Source organism: Leclercia sp. W17 (assembly GCF_003336325.1).
Lineage (GTDB): Bacteria > Pseudomonadota > Gammaproteobacteria > Enterobacterales > Enterobacteriaceae > Enterobacter.
Genome location: NZ_CP031101.1, coordinates 1,060,411 through 1,076,227, shown reverse-complemented (window position 1 = coordinate 1,076,227; position 15,817 = coordinate 1,060,411). Strand labels below are relative to the sequence as shown.

Here is a 15,817-nt window from a genome sequence, read left to right as displayed (position 1 = left end):
TGCTCTCCTTAATGCAGTTGCTTTTTCCAGTGCGGGATCTGCCGCAACAGTTCAGAAAGCGCGTAGCGAACCGATTTCTCAATCACATCTTCGCACTCGCCGGTGAAGTGCTGCACGGCGGTAGTGACCTCGCCGCGAAAAGACCAGCCAAACCAGACGGTGCCTGCCGGGGTGCCATCCTCACCGCCGTCCGGCCCGGCATAACCGCTGATGGCAATGCTGATATCCGCGTCGGCAAGCTCCAGTGCGCCCTGCGCCATCTCGCCCACCGTCTGGCTGCTGACGGCGGTGTACTTTTCCAGGGTGGCATTGTTGACACCCAGTACCTTGTGTTTGGCTTCGTTGTTAAAGGTGACCACGCCGGTACCAAAGAACGAGGCGGTATCTTTCTCGGCGCAGAGCGCAGAGGCTAGGTTGCCGCCGGTGCAGGATTCTGCGGTAGTGAGCAGCCAGCCCAGATCGATCAGGACAGTTGATACCTGGCGGGTGAGTTCTTTGGTGGTTTTGGCCTGGTTCCAGACATTTTCATTTTCTTTCATGATGCACTCTCTTCAGGAATAATCGAAATATGACCATTACGTTCAAGTATGGCGTATTTAATTTCTTCCAGAGTGGTTATGCCGTGATTTTGCCGGGCAGAGACCAGAATGTCGTCGCAGGAGACATCGACTTTCTTTAATTTTTCGTTTTGCAGTTCACCGTGCACCACCAGAATAACCGGGGAGCCATCGATGGCCGATTCCGCACCGGATATATATTTTTTCACCATGCCAAACAGCATATCCACCACCACCAGCGTAATAATGGTGAGCATGGCGCCGGTTACGGAAAAATCATCCCCCAGCAGCGCCTGTTGCGTAGCCTCACTAATAATTAATAACAGGATCAGATCGAAGCTGGTCATTTGCAGCAGCGCCCGCCTGCCGGCGATTTTAAATACCACCAGCAAAATCAGATAAATCGCCACCGCCCTGAGTATCATTTCCATGTTGGTGCCTTAGGGATAGATAAATTGCCAGAAAGAGAGGCCCGGTTGATTATTTACCGTGACAGAGAGGTCGGTTTTGCCGGGGCGTTGTGGGGTGGTATAGAGCCAGACGGTTAAATCTTTGCGCGGTTCCTGATAAACCAACACGAGCTCTCCGCCCTCGCTGTACATTTCATCGGGCTGCGGCCAGATATTATCGGTTTGCATCCGTTCCATATATTCGCCGCCAATGCGCAGCGTCAGCTGCGTAGTACTCTGTTCTGGCACGCTAATTTTCAACTCAATCGGCGTTTGCAAGCGTCCAAAACGTTCATACTCCACCTGCAGGTTGCCCGGAGCGTTAGTTTTTGTCGCTTCGCTAAAATAGCCGCCAGAAAAAAGCCCCAACAGCGCAGCGACGATAATGAGTATTAACAGAACAAAACCGAAGCGGTGCGCATCGTATTCAAACTGCAGGGCAGCATGACTCTGTTTGACACCGGGCAATTCAGGGGGATTTCCTTTGGCTTTAGCCATATATCACCGCACCGTCTCGTTAATTAATATTATGCAGCCAGATGATTTTTATAGATAAATTTGATTAAGACTGTTCTTGTTTGCAAATTAAAAAATAGCAACCAGGCTTAATCTGTCAAGCAGGCTAAACCAAGGAGGTCGTATGAAATTATCCGTCGCACCCTTATTGTGTTGTCTTATAATTCCGGCCGCGTATGCCGATGATAATGGTGGACTGAAGAAAGATACTGCCCCTCCTCCACCGCACGCGCTGGATGATGGTTATCGTGGGGCGGAAGATGCCCGCATCATGACCGTGGAGCAGGCCATAGAGATGCACGATGGGGCTACGATCTCCCTGCGCGGTAATCTCATTGAAGGTTCCGGCGGCGATAAATTTAAATTCCGCGATAAAACCGGCACTATTGATATGGTGATCCCCCAGGCGGTATTTGATGGCCGTACCGTCCAGCCCGATAATATGATCAGCATTAACGGTAGTCTGGATAAAAAATCAAATCCACCGGTGGTCCGTGTCGACCGCATTCAGAAATAACGATAAATTTCACTTAAGTTTCTCGTGGATATTCCCGAATATCCACGAGAACCCTGCGGAATATATTCTCTAAGCCTTAACCTACCAGATTTAAGGAGCCAAAAACTCGGATAATTCCGGGCTTTAGGATTAATCCCCCTTTCCTTCCCCTCGCAATACTTAAACAATTTTACACAAATTCACATTGCCTTCTTTATTGCTTACACAGCACGGATTCGCCGATGAAAGCCCGACATAATATCGCCCTGATAATGGCGACAGCCTCTGGTCTGCCTTTAATGTTCTCTGCCCACGCGGCACCACCCGATAATCAATTTATTATTCAGCAGCAGCGCCAGAGAGCATTAGAGGAGCAATTAACCCCGCCGGTCCCGGATGTGCGCCTTTCAGAACCGTCGTCCGGCTCTGGCAACATTGCTTTCCCGACTGAAACGCCCTGTTTTCCGATTAACCGCGTCGAGCTGAGCGGCGAGGAGGCCCTGCCCCACTGGCTGCCGTTGCAGCGTATCGCGGACCAGGCGCAGGGGCGCTGTCTGGGCGGCAAGGGCATTAACCTGCTGATGAGCACCCTGCAGAACCGCATCGTCGACCACGGCTGGATCACCACCCGCGTGCTAGCCCCGTCGCAGGATCTGAAGAGCGGCACCCTGAAACTTGCCATCGTGCCGGGCACTATCCGCCACGTGAAGCTGACCAAAGAGAGCGACGACTATATCCAGCTCTACAGCGCCTTTCCGGCGCACGAGGGCAACCTACTGGATCTGCGCGATATTGAACAGGGGCTGGAAAACTTACAGCGCCTGCCAACGGTTGAGGCCAGTATGGAGCTGCTGCCGGGGGAAAACCCGGGCGAGAGCGACGTGGTCATCACCCGCAAGCAGAGCAAAATGTGGCGAATCGGCCTGTCGCTGGACGATGCCGGGACCGAAACCACCGGGCGCTACCAGGGCGGCGTGACGCTGTCGCTGGATAACCCCTTCTCGCTGAGCGATCTGCTCTATGTCTCTGCCAGCCACGATCTGAACGACAAGGGCGGCAAAGGGAGTAAAAACGTCACCGCCCACTACTCGGTGCCCTTCGGCTACTGGATGCTGGGCGTCACCGGCAGCGACTACGACTACCACCAGACCGTCGCCGGGCTGAACGAGGATTATCGCTACAGCGGTAAAAGCAAAAACCTCGACATTCAGCTCAGCCGGGTGCTGCACCGCAGCGGCTCGCAAAAAACCACCGTCTCTTACGACGTGCTGGCGCGGGAGACCCGCAACTATATCGACGACACGGAAGTGGGCGTTCAGCGCCGTCAGACCGCGGGCTGGCGCATCGGGCTGGATCATCGCCACTACATCGGCCAGGCGACGCTGGATGCGGGCATCAGCTATCAGCGCGGCACCCGCTGGTTTGGTGCCCAACCTGCGCCGGAAGAGTACTGGGGCGATGCCACTGCGCTCAGCAAAATTACCCTGCTGAGCGCCCAGTTCGACCTGCCATTTGCCATCGGCACGCAAAACTTCCGCTACAACGTGCAATACCTGCGCCAGATCAGCAACACGCCGCTGACGCCGCAGGATCAGTTCGCCATCGGCAACCGCTGGACGGTGCGCGGTTTTGACGGTGAGCGCACCCTCAGCGCCAGCCACGGCTGGTACGTGCGTAACGATGTGGCCTGGCGCACGCCTCTGCCGAACCAGGAGCTCTATCTGGGCGCCGACTACGGCGAAGTGGGCGGTTACAGTTCGGATCTCCAGGTGGGTAAACACCTCGCAGGCGGCGTGGCGGGCCTGCGCGGCAACGCCTTTAACACCGGCTACGACCTGTTCGCCGGGACGCCGTTCTCGAAGCCGGACGGCTTTGAAACCAGCGATCTGACGCTCGGCTTTAACCTCAACTGGAGCTGGTGATGCGCGTCGGAGATCTGGATATCAAAGCGCCGCTGATCCTCGGCGGTGAGGAGAGCGAGGCCGAAGTGCTGGGCGCCACCGTCTGGCTGTGGATGCACTCCCCGATGCACCGGGATGCCCCCCTGCACGCCCTGCCCACCCTGCTGCTGCCGATCATCAAGCGCCGCCAGTACGTGCTGGTGAGCGAAAACGACCGTCCGGTCTTTTTCCTCAGCTGGGCCTGGCTGAACGAGGAGGCGGAAGCCCGTTACCTCACCCGCCCCGCTATTGAGATGCGAGAGGCGGACTGGGACTGCGGGGATCGGATCTGGTTCTGCGACTGGATCGCCCCCTTCGGCCATACCGCTGCGATGTACAACCTGATGCGTCGCGATATCTTCCCCGACCACGTCTGCCGCGCGCTGTATCACCGCGGCGCGGCGCGTGGCAAGTGCGTGATGCTGTTCCACGGCAGCCGCGTCAGCCGTCAACACGCCAGAGAGTGGCAACAGAATCACCCGCTCGCCGTGAGCCTGCCGGAAGCGTTTAAAGGAATGAACCATGAATAAGAACCTGTACCGAATTGTCTTTAACAAAGCGCGCGGCATGCTGATGGTGGTGGCGGATATCGCCCGCTCCGGCCGCGCCGGTTCGTCCCGTTCTTCCGGCATTGGCCATACCCACAGCCAGCTTATCGGCAAGGTGAGCGCCTTAAGCTTTAGCCTGTGGCTGGCGATGGGGGCCGTGCAGACGGCGCAGGCCACTATCGTGGCCGACGCCGGTGCGCCAAAAAACCAGCAGCCAACGGTCATCAACAGCGCCAACGTCACGCCGCAGGTCAATATCCAGACGCCATCTGCTGCGGGGGTATCGCGTAACAACTACACCCAGTTCGACGTGGACCAGAAAGGGGCAATCCTCAACAACTCGCACAAAAACGTGCAGACCAACATCGGCGGCATGGTGGCGGGCAACCCGTGGCTGGCGAAAGGCGAAGCCAAAGTGATCCTCAACGAGGTGAGCTCCCGCGACCCGAGCAAGCTGAACGGCATGATCGAAGTGGCCGGTAAAAAAGCCCAGGTGGTGATCGCCAACCCGTCAGGCATTACCTGTAGCGGCTGCGGCTTTATCAACGCCAACCGCGCCACCCTCACCACCGGCCAGCCGCAGATGAAAGACGGCGCGCTGACCGGGTTTAACGTCGAGCGCGGCGAAGTGGTGGTCGAAGGCGCGGGGATGGACACCTCCGGCGCGGATTACACCGACATCATTGCCCGCTCGGTGAAGGTTAATGCCGGGCTATGGGCCAACGATCTGAAGGTCACCACCGGGCGCAACAAGGTGGATGCCGCCCACGAGACGATCGAAAAAGGCAGCGACGATCCTGCCACACGCCCGCAGCTGGCGGTGGACGTGGCCAGCCTCGGCGGCATGTACGCAGGCAAAATCCGCATGGTCGGCACCGAGAGCGGCGTCGGGGTACGTAACGCCGGGGCCCTTGGTGCCCAGGCGGGCAGCGTGACGATCTCCGCTGACGGACGGATTGAGAACAGCGGTACCCTGCGCGCTGGCGACAGTGCCAGCCTGCAAACCGCAGGGGAAGTGAATAACAGCGGCGTGATGACCGCCGCGAATAACGTCCGGGTGAGCACGGCCAGCTTCACCGGCACTCAGCAGAGCGTGCTGGCCGCCGGGGTGAAAAGCGACGGCACGCTCGCTGACGCGGGCGATCTGGACATTAGCACCCGCGGCCAGCTGAGCGCCCACGGGCAAACCCTGGCGGGCGGCAATCTCAGCGCCCGCGGTCAGGGGGTGGACGTCAGCGGCAGCCAGACCCAGGGCAAACGCGTGCTGCTGGACGGCGGCGCGGAAGGCGTGAGCACCGCCAGCGCGAAGGTTAACGCCAGCGAACTGACTGTGCGTACCGGCAAAATGCTTAATAACAACGGCGGCACGCTGGGGGCGGAGACCATCAGCGTCAGCGCCCACGACCTCAGCAACCAGAAAGGCAACATCGTGCAGCGCGGCGGCAGCACCCTGGCGGTAGACCTGCCGGGCACCCTCAATAACCAGCAGGGGCAGATTGGCGCGGCGAACGGCGTACAGCTTAAGGCCGGGACCCTCGACAACACCGCCGGGCAGATCGTGGCGGTAGCGGGCAACACCCGGCTGGAGGCCGGAAGCGTAAACAATCAGCAAGGGTTGATCTCCGCTAGCGCGGGTGACGGCGAGATTGCCAGCCAGCAGGCGGTGAACAACGCCAAAGGCCGCATTGAGGCGGCGAAAACCCAGCGCATAAGCGCCGGAAGCCTCGACAACCAGCAGGGGGTGATTGTCGCCGACGGCGCGACACTGGCCCTCAACGGCGGCGCCCTGGATAACCGCGACGGCGCCCTGCTCTCTCAGGGCTCCCTTAGCCTCGAGAGCGGCGCGCTGAATAACCAGCGCGGCTTCCTGGCGAGCGAGGGCGATTTTAGCCTGAGCGCGGGGGCTATCGACAACACCGACGGGCAGATTGGCGCGAACCGGACGTTAACCGCCGGGTTCGACACCCTCACCAATAACGGCGGCGCGCTGAAATCGGTCGGGGCTATGACCCTCAGCGGCGGCCTGCTGGATAACAGCCAGGGGACTACCTTCTCCGGCGACAGCCTGAATTTCAACGGCGGCACGCTGAACAATACGTCCGGGCAGCTGGCTGCGACAGGGAGCCTGTCGCTGGGCACCTCGCAGCTCATCAATAAAAAAGGCGTGCTGCAGGGTGACGGCGTGGCTGTCACATCCGGCACGCTGGATAATAGCGCGGGCACCCTGAACAGCCTGGGGGCACTGAACCTCTCGGCGGACAACGTGAATAACCAGGCTGGCACCCTGGCGGCCAGCGGCGCGGCGGAGATCGCCGCCACCAGCCTGGATAACCGCAACAATGGACGCATTATTGGCGAGGCCGATACCGCCCTGCATACCGGTAACCTGCAAAACGGCGGCGGAGAGATCCAGTCGGTGGGCGACCTGCTGCTCGACAGCGCCCAGGGTATGGTGGATAACGTCTCCGGGCTGATCCGCAGCGGCAAAAGCGTGACCCTCACTGCCCTGGACTTTGTTAACACCAATACGCTCGGTGAGAACCAGGGGCTGGAGGGCCAGAGCCTGGCGCTGAACACCGGGAGTCTGGATAACCAGCGCGGCAGTATCCTGGCGAATAACACCCTGAGCATCAATAACAGCGGCGTGCTGAACAACGGCGCGGGGGTGCTGGCCTCGGGCGATACCCTGGATCTCAGCGGTAGCGCCCTGAACCTGCTGAACGCGGGCGGCACCCTGAAAGCGGGTAAAGCGCTGCGCGTGGAGGCTCAGTCTCTGGATGCCAGCGGCCAGCTGCTGTCGCTGGGGGATATGACGCTTCACAGCAACAGCGGCGTGAATAACAGCGGCACCACCCTCGCCAACGGCAACCTGACGTTCACCACCGACGGCGATCTCACCAACAGCGGCCAGCTAATGGCGGGCAGCGTGCTGGACGTGCAGAGCGCGAATCTTAATAACCTCGCCAGCGGTGAAATCAACGCGGGCAGCACCACCCTGACGGCCCGCGGCACGGTACGCAACACCGGCCTGATCGACGGGATCGCCACCCGCATCAACGCCAACACCCTGACCAACATCGGCACCGGGCGGATTTATGGCGACGCGGTGGGCGTCAATACGATCACCTTTAACAACCTCGCTGAAAACGGCACCGCGGCGACGCTGGCCGGTCGCGAGCGCGTCAACCTCGGCGTGCAGACCCTGAATAACGCCGACCACGGTCTGATCTACAGCGCGGGCAGCATGAGCATCGGCGGCGCGCTGGATGACAACGGCGCCGTCACCGGCCGCGCCGGGACCCTCAATAACCACAGCTCGACCATTGAATCCGCCGGGGATATGGCGATTGCCGCCGGGCAGATCAATAACATCAACGACCACTTCTCCACCGAAGTGGTGCGGGTGTCGCAGGAAGAGCTCACCGACTATCAGCACACGGGGTCAACCAACCGCTGGAGTTCGACAGAAAAAGGCGTCTGGGTGGATGACAACTCCTCCGACGGGCTGCGTAACCTGAATACGCCAGAAGACAGCGGCGCAAATAACGACAACTTCAACCAGTACGACTACACCCGCACCATTGACGAAACGCGCATCAAAGAGAGCGACCCGGCGAAGATCCTCGCCGGGGGCAACCTGCTGATGACCGGCGACAAGCTGTTTAACGACAAGAGCCAGGTGATTGCAGGCGGCACCCTGGCAATCGACCAGATGGGCAGCGTGAAGAACGAGGACGTGCCCGGCAAGCGTTACACCACCGATGAGGGCACCGTCACCCACTACTACCGTATTCGCCACAAAGGCGACGATGAACAGGGCCGGGATCGCACGGCATACACCCCGCCCACCACCATTCAGGACATCTCCCTGAAGCCAGGCCAGCTGATCAGCAACGGCAGCGTCGAGGGCAGCAATCTCAGCATCACTCCGCGGGTAGCTCAGGGAACGGACGTGACCATTGGCCATGCCTCCGGGGTAAAACCCGCCCCGCAGCAGACCGTTTCGCCTGGCGAGCCGGTGACCCCGCCTGCCGGACAGCAGTTTGAAGTGACCCCGGCCGACGGTGCGATCCGCATTATCGGCCCCAACACCACCCTGCCGGACAACAGCCTGTTCAAGGTGAACCCGTCGGCGGAGGTGCCGTACCTGGTGGAGACCGATCCGCGCTTCACTAACGAGCGCCAGTGGCTCGGCAGCGACTATATGCAGGACGCCTTTACCACCGACGGCGACAACACGCTGAAACGGCTGGGGGATGGCTACTACGAGCAGCGCCTGATCCGCGAGCAGGTGATTGGCATCACCGGCCAGCGCTACCTGGATGGCTACAACAACGACGAAGAGCAGTACAAGGCGCTGATGGATCGCGGTATCACCTTCGGCAAGCAGTACGACCTGAAGATTGGCGTGGCGCTGACGCCAGAGCAGATGGCGCTGCTGACCGGGGATATCGTCTGGCTGGTCAACACCCGGGTGAAGATGCCGGACGGCTCCACCGAGAACGTGCTGGTGCCGCAGGTCTACGCCAAAGTGAAACCGGGCGATATCGACGGCTCCGGCGCGCTGATTGCCGGGAACAACGTCTCCATCAAGCTTAACGGCGACCTGTTTAACCGCGGCACCCTTGCCGGGCGCAAAGTCCTGCAACTGGACGCCGACAACATCACCAACCAGACCGGCACCATCCAGGGGGCGGACGTCAACCTCAACGCGCGCACCGATATCAACAATATCGGCGGTGCCATCGTGGGCGACAGCAGCCTGCTGGCCAGCGCCGGACGCGACATTAACCTCACCAGCACCACCCTCAGTGCCGACAGTGTGAACGGCGAGAACCGCTTCGCCCGCACCACCATCGACAGCGTCTCCGGCATCTACGTGCAGGGCGACGACGGCAAACTGGCCTTGCAGTCCGGGCGGGATATCACCCTGACCGGGGCGCAGGTGATCGCCAGCGGCGAGAACGGCAAAGCGCAACTGGTGGCCGGGCGGGATATGAAACTCAACGATCTCCAGACCGCCAGCCGCGATAGCCTGGTGTGGGATGGTGACAACAGCCTGAAACAGGGGCAGACCAACAGCATCGGCAGCGAGGTGACCGGCAAAGGCGACGTGACCCTGGCCGCCGGGAATGACCTCAACGCCCGCGCCGCTGCCCTCTCCGCCGGGCAGGCGCTGAACGTCAGCGCCGGGAATAACCTGACCCTGACGGCGGGTGAAAACAGCCAGGATCTGGACGAACGGCATAAAGTGGTGGGCGGTAACGGCTGGCTGTCGAAAACCACCACCACCACCCGCGACCAGATCGCCCGTCAGACGGTGCAGAGCAGCGAGCTGAACGGCGACACGGTAAACCTCACCGCCGGAAACGATCTCACCGTGCGCGGCAGCAACGTGGCGGGCACCGGGGACGTCTCTCTGCTGGCGGGCAACAACCTGAGCGTGGAGACCCAGGCCGAGCGCAACAATGAGCTGCACTTGAAGCAGGAGAAGAAATCGGGGCTGCTGAGCTCGGGCGGGATCGGCTTTAGCATCGGTACACAGAGCATCAAAACCACCGACACCGGCGCGGACGCGACTCAGGCAGGCAGCACCGTCGGCAGCGTCAACGGCGACCTGACCCTGCGGGCGGGGGATCGCCTGACGGTAAGCGGCTCGGATCTGGTGGCGGGTCAGGACATGACGCTCACGGGTAAAAACGTCGACATCACGGCGGTGAACAACCGCAGCCAGCAGACCCACGAGGTGGAGCAGAAAACCTCCGGGCTGACCCTGGCGCTCTCCGGCACCGTCGGCAGCGCGCTGAACAGCGCCGTCGAGGCCTCGCAGCAGGCGAAATCCTCCGGCAGCGGCCGTTTGCAGGCGTTGCAGGGGGTGAAGGCCGCGCTCTCCGGCGTGCAGGCTGCCCAGGCCGCGCGAATGGACCAGGCGCTGGGGGCCGATGCCTCTAACACCAATACGGTGGGCATCAGCCTCTCTTACGGCAGCCAGTCATCGAAATCGACCCAGTACAGCGAGCAGAACACCGCCCAGGGCAGCACCCTTAACGCCGGGCGCGATCTGAGCGTTGTCGCCACCGGCAGCGGCGCACGCGGCACGGACGGGGATCTGACCGTGGAAGGCAGCCAGCTGAAAGCGGGCAACGATCTGACCCTCGCCGCCAACCGCGATCTCTACCTGCGCTCGGCGCAAAACACCCAGCTGCTGGACGGCAAAAACGAGAGCAAGGGCGGCAGCGTCGGGGTGGGCATCGGGTACGGCTCCGGCGGCGCGGGCATCAACATCTCCGCCAGCGTCAACCGCGGCAAGGGTAACGAGAGCGGTAACGGCACCACTCACAGCGAGACCACCGTGGACGCGGGCCGCCAGGTGAATATCCTGACCGGACGTGACGCCACCCTGACCGGGGCGCAGGTGAACGGCGAAACGGTGAGAGCGAACATTGGCCGCAACCTGACCCTCACCTCCGAGCAGGACAGCGATCGCTACGACTCGAAACAGCAGAACGCCAGCGCGGGGGGCAGCTTCAGCATCGGCTCCATGACCGGTTCGGCCAGCGTCAACCTCAGCCGCGACAAGATGCACAGCAACTACGACTCTGTCGTGGAGCAGACCGGGATCTTCGCCGGCAAAGGCGGCTACGACGTCACCGTGGGCGAACATACCCAGCTCAACGGGGCGGTGATTGGCTCTACGGCTACCGCTGATAAAAACCGTCTCGATACCGGCACCATTGGCTTCAGCGATATCGAAAACCGCGCCGACTTCGAGGTGGAACACCAGAGCGTGGGCATGAGCACCGGGGGCAGCATCGGCAGCCAGTTTGCTGGCAACATGGCGAACGGCCTGCTGGTGGGGGCCAACCGCGACGGGCATGACAGCAGCACCACGCACGCCGCGGTATCGGACGGCACCCTGATTGTTCGCGACCAGGATCGTCAGGTCCAGGATGTCAATCAGCTCAGCCGCGACGTGGAGCACGCCAACCAGACCCTCTCCCCTATCTTCGACAAAGAGAAAGAGCAGGAGCGGCTCCAGCAGGCGCAGCTGATCGGCGAGATTGGCAATCAGGTCGCGGATATTGCCCGCACCGAGGGGAGCATCCGCGCCACCAACGCGGCGAAGGAGAAGCTGAAAAACGTCAACGCGCAGGATCTGCAGGAGGCGAAAGCGGCGTGGGAGAAAGCCAACCCGGGCAAGACCGCGACGCTGGAAGACATTAACGGCCAGATCTACCAGACGGCGTACAACGATGCGATGAATGCTTCCGGCTTTGGCACCGGCGGGGAGTATCAGCGGGCGATTCAGGCGGCAACGGCGGCGGTTCAGGGGCTGGCGGGGAGCGATCTCAGCGCGGCCCTCGCGGGCGGTGCCGCACCGTACCTGGCTGATGTCATTGGGCACCGCAGCGGGTTGAGCGACGAGGGCAAAGTTGCCGCCCACGCGGTGGTCAACGCTGCGCTGGCCGCCGCCCAGGGGCAAAACGCGCTGGCGGGGGCCGCCGGGGCCGCCACGGGCGAGCTGGTGGGGATGATCTCCAAAGAGATGTACGGGAAATCTGCCGATGAGCTGGATGAAACGCAGAAGCAGACGGTTTCTGCGCTGGCGACGCTGGCGGCGGGGCTTTCCGGCGGCCTGGTGGGCGACAGCTCTGCGTCTGCTGTGGCGGGGGCGCAGGCGGGTAAGACGACGGTTGAGAATAACTATTTGAGCCAGAAACAACAGGCTCAGAGAGATAAAGAAATTGCCGAATGTCAGACTTTAGCTTGTAAGGCAGGCGCACAGGCTAAATGGACTGCGATTGACCTTGGACAGGATGGCAGCTTTGCAGCAGGGATGATCGCAGGCGTGCCGGCAGGACTGTATGATGCCGTTGACGGTATCGTAAAGGTCGGGGCAAATCCGCAGCAAACTTACGAAGCGCTGAAATCACTGTTTAATAGTGGCGATGTGTTAGGTAACGTTTCAGATGCGATAAAGCAGTCTTATATAGATCGTATTGACCATATGGAAGCAGAGTATAAGAAAGCTGGCGCAAGTGGTTCGTTTAATGCGGGGGTCGAAGGTGGCAAGCTGGTTACCGATATAGCTGGACTGCTTGCTGGTGGTGCAGGGGTGGTGAAAAACGGCGTCGTTCTCACGCAGAAGATTGTTGTGAAAACCACGAGTATGGTGGAAACAGCATTAAAATCTTCGGTTGTTAATAAAATTCTTAAAGCAGACAGAATTGGTAGTGGTTTAAAACCCGATCCCACTCATCGAGGGGCAAGTTATCTGAGCCGGGAGCAATTGATGGAGGGAAAAGTTTTCACGCTCAAAGGGGGTGATGGTGTAGAAAGAAAACTTCTTCAGGCTGAAGGTTCCTTTAATGATAAGAAAGGTATATATGAGTATATCTATGATAAGCAAGGGAACGTAACACACCAAAGATTTATTGAAAATGGTAAGATAACAGGTCTTCCTAATCAACGGCCACCGAAGGATAAGTGACATGACGTTATATCCGGTACCCTATGATTTTATTGTTGAAAATACTCATCTTTCATGGTGTGAGGTGAAGTGGGGTTATGAAAATAATCTCATTGCATCAGACGTGCCCATAAAAATGGCGGAACAAATAGTCTTAACGGGAAGTTATGCTGATTCTGAACTTGAATTATCATTCCTTATGCCTGACAGTTCAAATCAGGTGTCTCTCTTTTTAGAGGAATTGTGTACAGGGTTTGAGCAAGAAAATGACTCGACGATTAGGCAAAAATGGTTGTTTATTGTTCTAAGCTGGCTTTGGAAAAATCGTGATAGTTTTGCAGATCCATTATCTGAAGTTGAAATTATTTATGCAGATTTTGACTACCCCACTGAAATAGAGGGTTTTGTTAAATATATGCCTGCTTCTGATGGATATGATCCATCAACGCATTCTCAGATGGAAAATATGAATCATTTAATGGAGAACTGGATGAATTATTTAGAAGAAAAGTTTGTCGAGTATAAAAAGTAAACATCCTAAAATCTGTGTCGGCACTCCAGAATGTCCCGTTTCAGGTTTTCAGGTAAGGAAGGCCCGATCATTAGCATCGGGCTATCAGGTTTTTCAGACATTTAGTCAAATGAAAAACAGCACTAAATCGTTTATTCACCTTGTTTACCTGTGCTGCGCAATAGGTCTGGCCGTGTTCATCCTGACGCTCCCTGGCCGTTTAGTCGGCGCAGGATTAGCATGGAACGTGAAGGAGGGTTTTCCTTTCTCTTTCAAGGACGTGTGGATATGTCTTGAGTTAACCTGGCTGGGGCTCCCTGCGGGTTTGATCATCTGGTTTTTTTATCACCGGTAAAAGCCAGGGTAGGCGGTATTAAGATAGCTCCAGTTTAACTGAATCTAATCTATCAATGATGGGCCGTCAGTAGAGAAACGATTAACCACAATGAAGACAAGAAACTTTAAATGACAAACAGAACTGTTAGCGAACTACAGGCGGGATTAGAGCGTTATCTGTTAAACGGCTATGTCGAATCCAATTCATTTAACGATCCGAATGAGGATGCTCTGGAATATCTGGGCATGCTGCTCGTGGAAGATCAACCCACGGCGCTAAAGTATTGCCAGGGATTTTTGCAGCAGTCCCAGGCCAATGATGAACTAAAATCAGCCGCACTTGATTTCTTACTACTGTCCAGTGAATGGAGTTTCGCGTATCAGTATCTTTATAGCCAGGCGGAAAGACTTTCTATCCCGGAACTTGAAAAGGCGTTTTTTTATTTTTATTGTGATAAAAACGAAGCCGCACCTTATCCCGTTCCCGAAGGGCTATTCACTAAATTGTTAGCACGATACGAGGTTGTTAAGAATGAGCCCGATGCTTATTTTTATCATCTTCATGAAGCCTATAATGACTTTGTTGAAACACTTTCTGATACGCGGAATTGACTTTAAATTGCCTGGCACTTTGTTAGCGGAATTTTGGCTATAAATTTGTTCTTTAACAAACAAGATATATTATAGTTGAGAAGTACACGCCAGATGGGGTTATAAAATGACAGTGGAATGGGCTAGTTTTATAGATGTTCTTGGTGAAAGGGAAGATTCTATTGGAGTTATCAACCTGTGTCATGCTATCGGTGAATCCCCGGTTATATCAGCTGATGCTGGCGAATATAATGATCCGGATGGAAAAACAAAGTACTATAAATTTTACCACTCGGGTATCGAGATGGGGTTTCGGAAAGACTGCTTAAGTCATATTCATTTTTACTTTGGCAATGAAGATGAATATTCACCGTTTACAGGTAATTTCATCCCTGGAATTGAAGCGGGAATGGACAGAGCATACATTACAAAATTGCTTGGAAAACCCACTTTGCCTGGCGAAGGCAAAGTCGACATGCTCCTTGGATGGATTAATGGATGGTCAAAGTATGATTACGGGAACCACTCAGTACATATTCAGTACACGGAGCATAATCATCTGTGTCACGCAACGTTAATTAAAAATTAAAACACAATGATTTGTAACGATTTTAATCAAATTTTAGCCCGAATCGGTGTATAGCGATTACGGGCACAAATATTGCCCTCTTTGAGCAAATTTATCTGTCAGGAGGAATGATGCGCGAATCCCAGGATATTTATAATGACATTGGTTCAGTACTGCTCTCGATCGCACCTGATACTGCGGAAAAAATCATTCTGTGTGCCACGTTAGATCCGGAAAGTGACTGTGGTGAGTTTACTTATAACTATATAGATAAACAGGGTAACCAGCACTGGATCACTGAAACCGCAGATGCCAGTGCAAGACTTTTAGATCTTTTAGTCGAACTAAGAAATTTCTTTGTTGATAACTTTAAATCACAAGAAAAGCCATTCTGGCATGGGTGTGAAGTAACGGTAAACATTGAAACACTGAAAATAAATATCGACTTCAAGTATGAGAGTTAATAAACAGTCTCTCGCCCCTGCCGGCGGGATGTTGGGTTTACGTTAGTAATAAGGGGAAAGGGTCTATGACTCACTCGCATCATTTGATTAAAATTATCGCTGATATGACCATTTTTCTTGAATTCACTGACGACCATTCGCTCAATCCAGATGCCGCTGTGGAAATGATGGAACGTATTGCCGCCGAGCTTCAGCGACTAACGGACGCTGAGAAAGCGAGAGTTATCGATTCCTTTACAGAGATTGCGAAAGCGTATCGGGGGGATGAGTCCGACTTTATCAAAGATCTGCCCGATACCTTTGGTTTGCGTTGACCAGTCGTTGTCAGTCAGGCGCGACAAGGAGAAAGAGCAGGAATGGCTCCCGCAGGC

Annotated in this window: 12 protein-coding genes; 9 read left to right on the top strand and 3 right to left on the bottom strand. The window is 56.9% G+C overall.

Translation table 11 applies throughout. From position 1 onward, the window contains the following. Positions 1–8 precede the first annotated feature (8 nt). The 3 genes from DVA44_RS05400 to DVA44_RS05390 are packed head-to-tail and all read right to left on the bottom strand — an operon-like array spanning position 9 to position 1,504. Positions 9–539, bottom strand: a complete 531-nt coding sequence (locus DVA44_RS05400) for a 2-oxo-tetronate isomerase (RefSeq protein WP_114316964.1) — start codon at positions 537–539, stop codon at positions 9–11. After that, positions 536–988: a DUF421 domain-containing protein gene (locus DVA44_RS05395; RefSeq protein ID WP_103180823.1), complete on the bottom strand. Its 453-nt coding sequence runs from the start codon at positions 986–988 to the stop codon at positions 536–538. The genes DVA44_RS05400 and DVA44_RS05395 overlap by 4 nt, the downstream gene beginning before the upstream one ends. 9 nt (positions 989–997) lie before the next feature. Continuing rightward, entirely contained in the window at positions 998–1,504 is a 507-nt protein-coding gene (locus DVA44_RS05390; RefSeq protein ID WP_114385910.1) for a hypothetical protein, read from the bottom strand. Positions 1,505–1,646: 142 nt separating this feature from the next. Between DVA44_RS05390 and DVA44_RS05385 the strand changes: the two genes are divergently transcribed. The 9 genes from DVA44_RS05385 (at position 1,647) to DVA44_RS05340 (ending at position 15,760) form a co-directional block, all read left to right on the top strand. Continuing rightward, positions 1,647–2,039, top strand: a complete 393-nt coding sequence (locus tag DVA44_RS05385; protein WP_114385909.1) for a YdeI family stress tolerance OB fold protein — start codon at positions 1,647–1,649, stop codon at positions 2,037–2,039. Between the two features lie 251 nt (positions 2,040–2,290). Next, a complete protein-coding gene (locus tag DVA44_RS05380; protein ID WP_371413861.1) occupies positions 2,291–3,940 on the top strand; it encodes a ShlB/FhaC/HecB family hemolysin secretion/activation protein in 1,650 nt (549 codons plus the stop codon). After that, a complete protein-coding gene (locus DVA44_RS05375) occupies positions 3,940–4,488 on the top strand; it encodes a toxin-activating lysine-acyltransferase (RefSeq protein ID WP_114385907.1) in 549 nt (182 codons plus the stop codon). Before DVA44_RS05380 ends, DVA44_RS05375 begins: the two co-directional genes overlap by 1 nt. Then, positions 4,481–12,997: a hemagglutinin repeat-containing protein gene (locus DVA44_RS05370; protein WP_114385906.1), complete on the top strand. Its 8,517-nt coding sequence runs from the start codon at positions 4,481–4,483 to the stop codon at positions 12,995–12,997. The genes DVA44_RS05375 and DVA44_RS05370 overlap by 8 nt, the downstream gene beginning before the upstream one ends. A gap of 1 nt (position 12,998) precedes the next feature. Then, a complete protein-coding gene (locus DVA44_RS05365) occupies positions 12,999–13,508 on the top strand; it encodes a DUF2247 family protein (RefSeq protein WP_114385905.1) in 510 nt (169 codons plus the stop codon). Between the two features lie 444 nt (positions 13,509–13,952). After that, entirely contained in the window at positions 13,953–14,435 is a 483-nt protein-coding gene (locus DVA44_RS05355) for a hypothetical protein (RefSeq protein WP_114385904.1), read from the top strand. A gap of 106 nt (positions 14,436–14,541) precedes the next feature. After that, positions 14,542–15,003, top strand: coding sequence for a hypothetical protein (locus DVA44_RS05350; RefSeq protein ID WP_114385903.1), 462 nt, complete (start codon positions 14,542–14,544; stop codon positions 15,001–15,003). Between the two features lie 110 nt (positions 15,004–15,113). Then, positions 15,114–15,446 carry an immunity protein YezG family protein gene (locus DVA44_RS05345; protein WP_103822616.1) on the top strand — a complete coding sequence of 111 codons (333 nt, stop codon included), beginning with the start codon at positions 15,114–15,116 and terminating at the stop codon, positions 15,444–15,446. A 65-nt stretch (positions 15,447–15,511) separates the two neighbouring features. After that, positions 15,512–15,760, top strand: a complete 249-nt coding sequence (locus DVA44_RS05340) for a hypothetical protein (protein WP_114385902.1) — start codon at positions 15,512–15,514, stop codon at positions 15,758–15,760. The last annotated feature ends 57 nt before the right edge of the window (positions 15,761–15,817 follow it).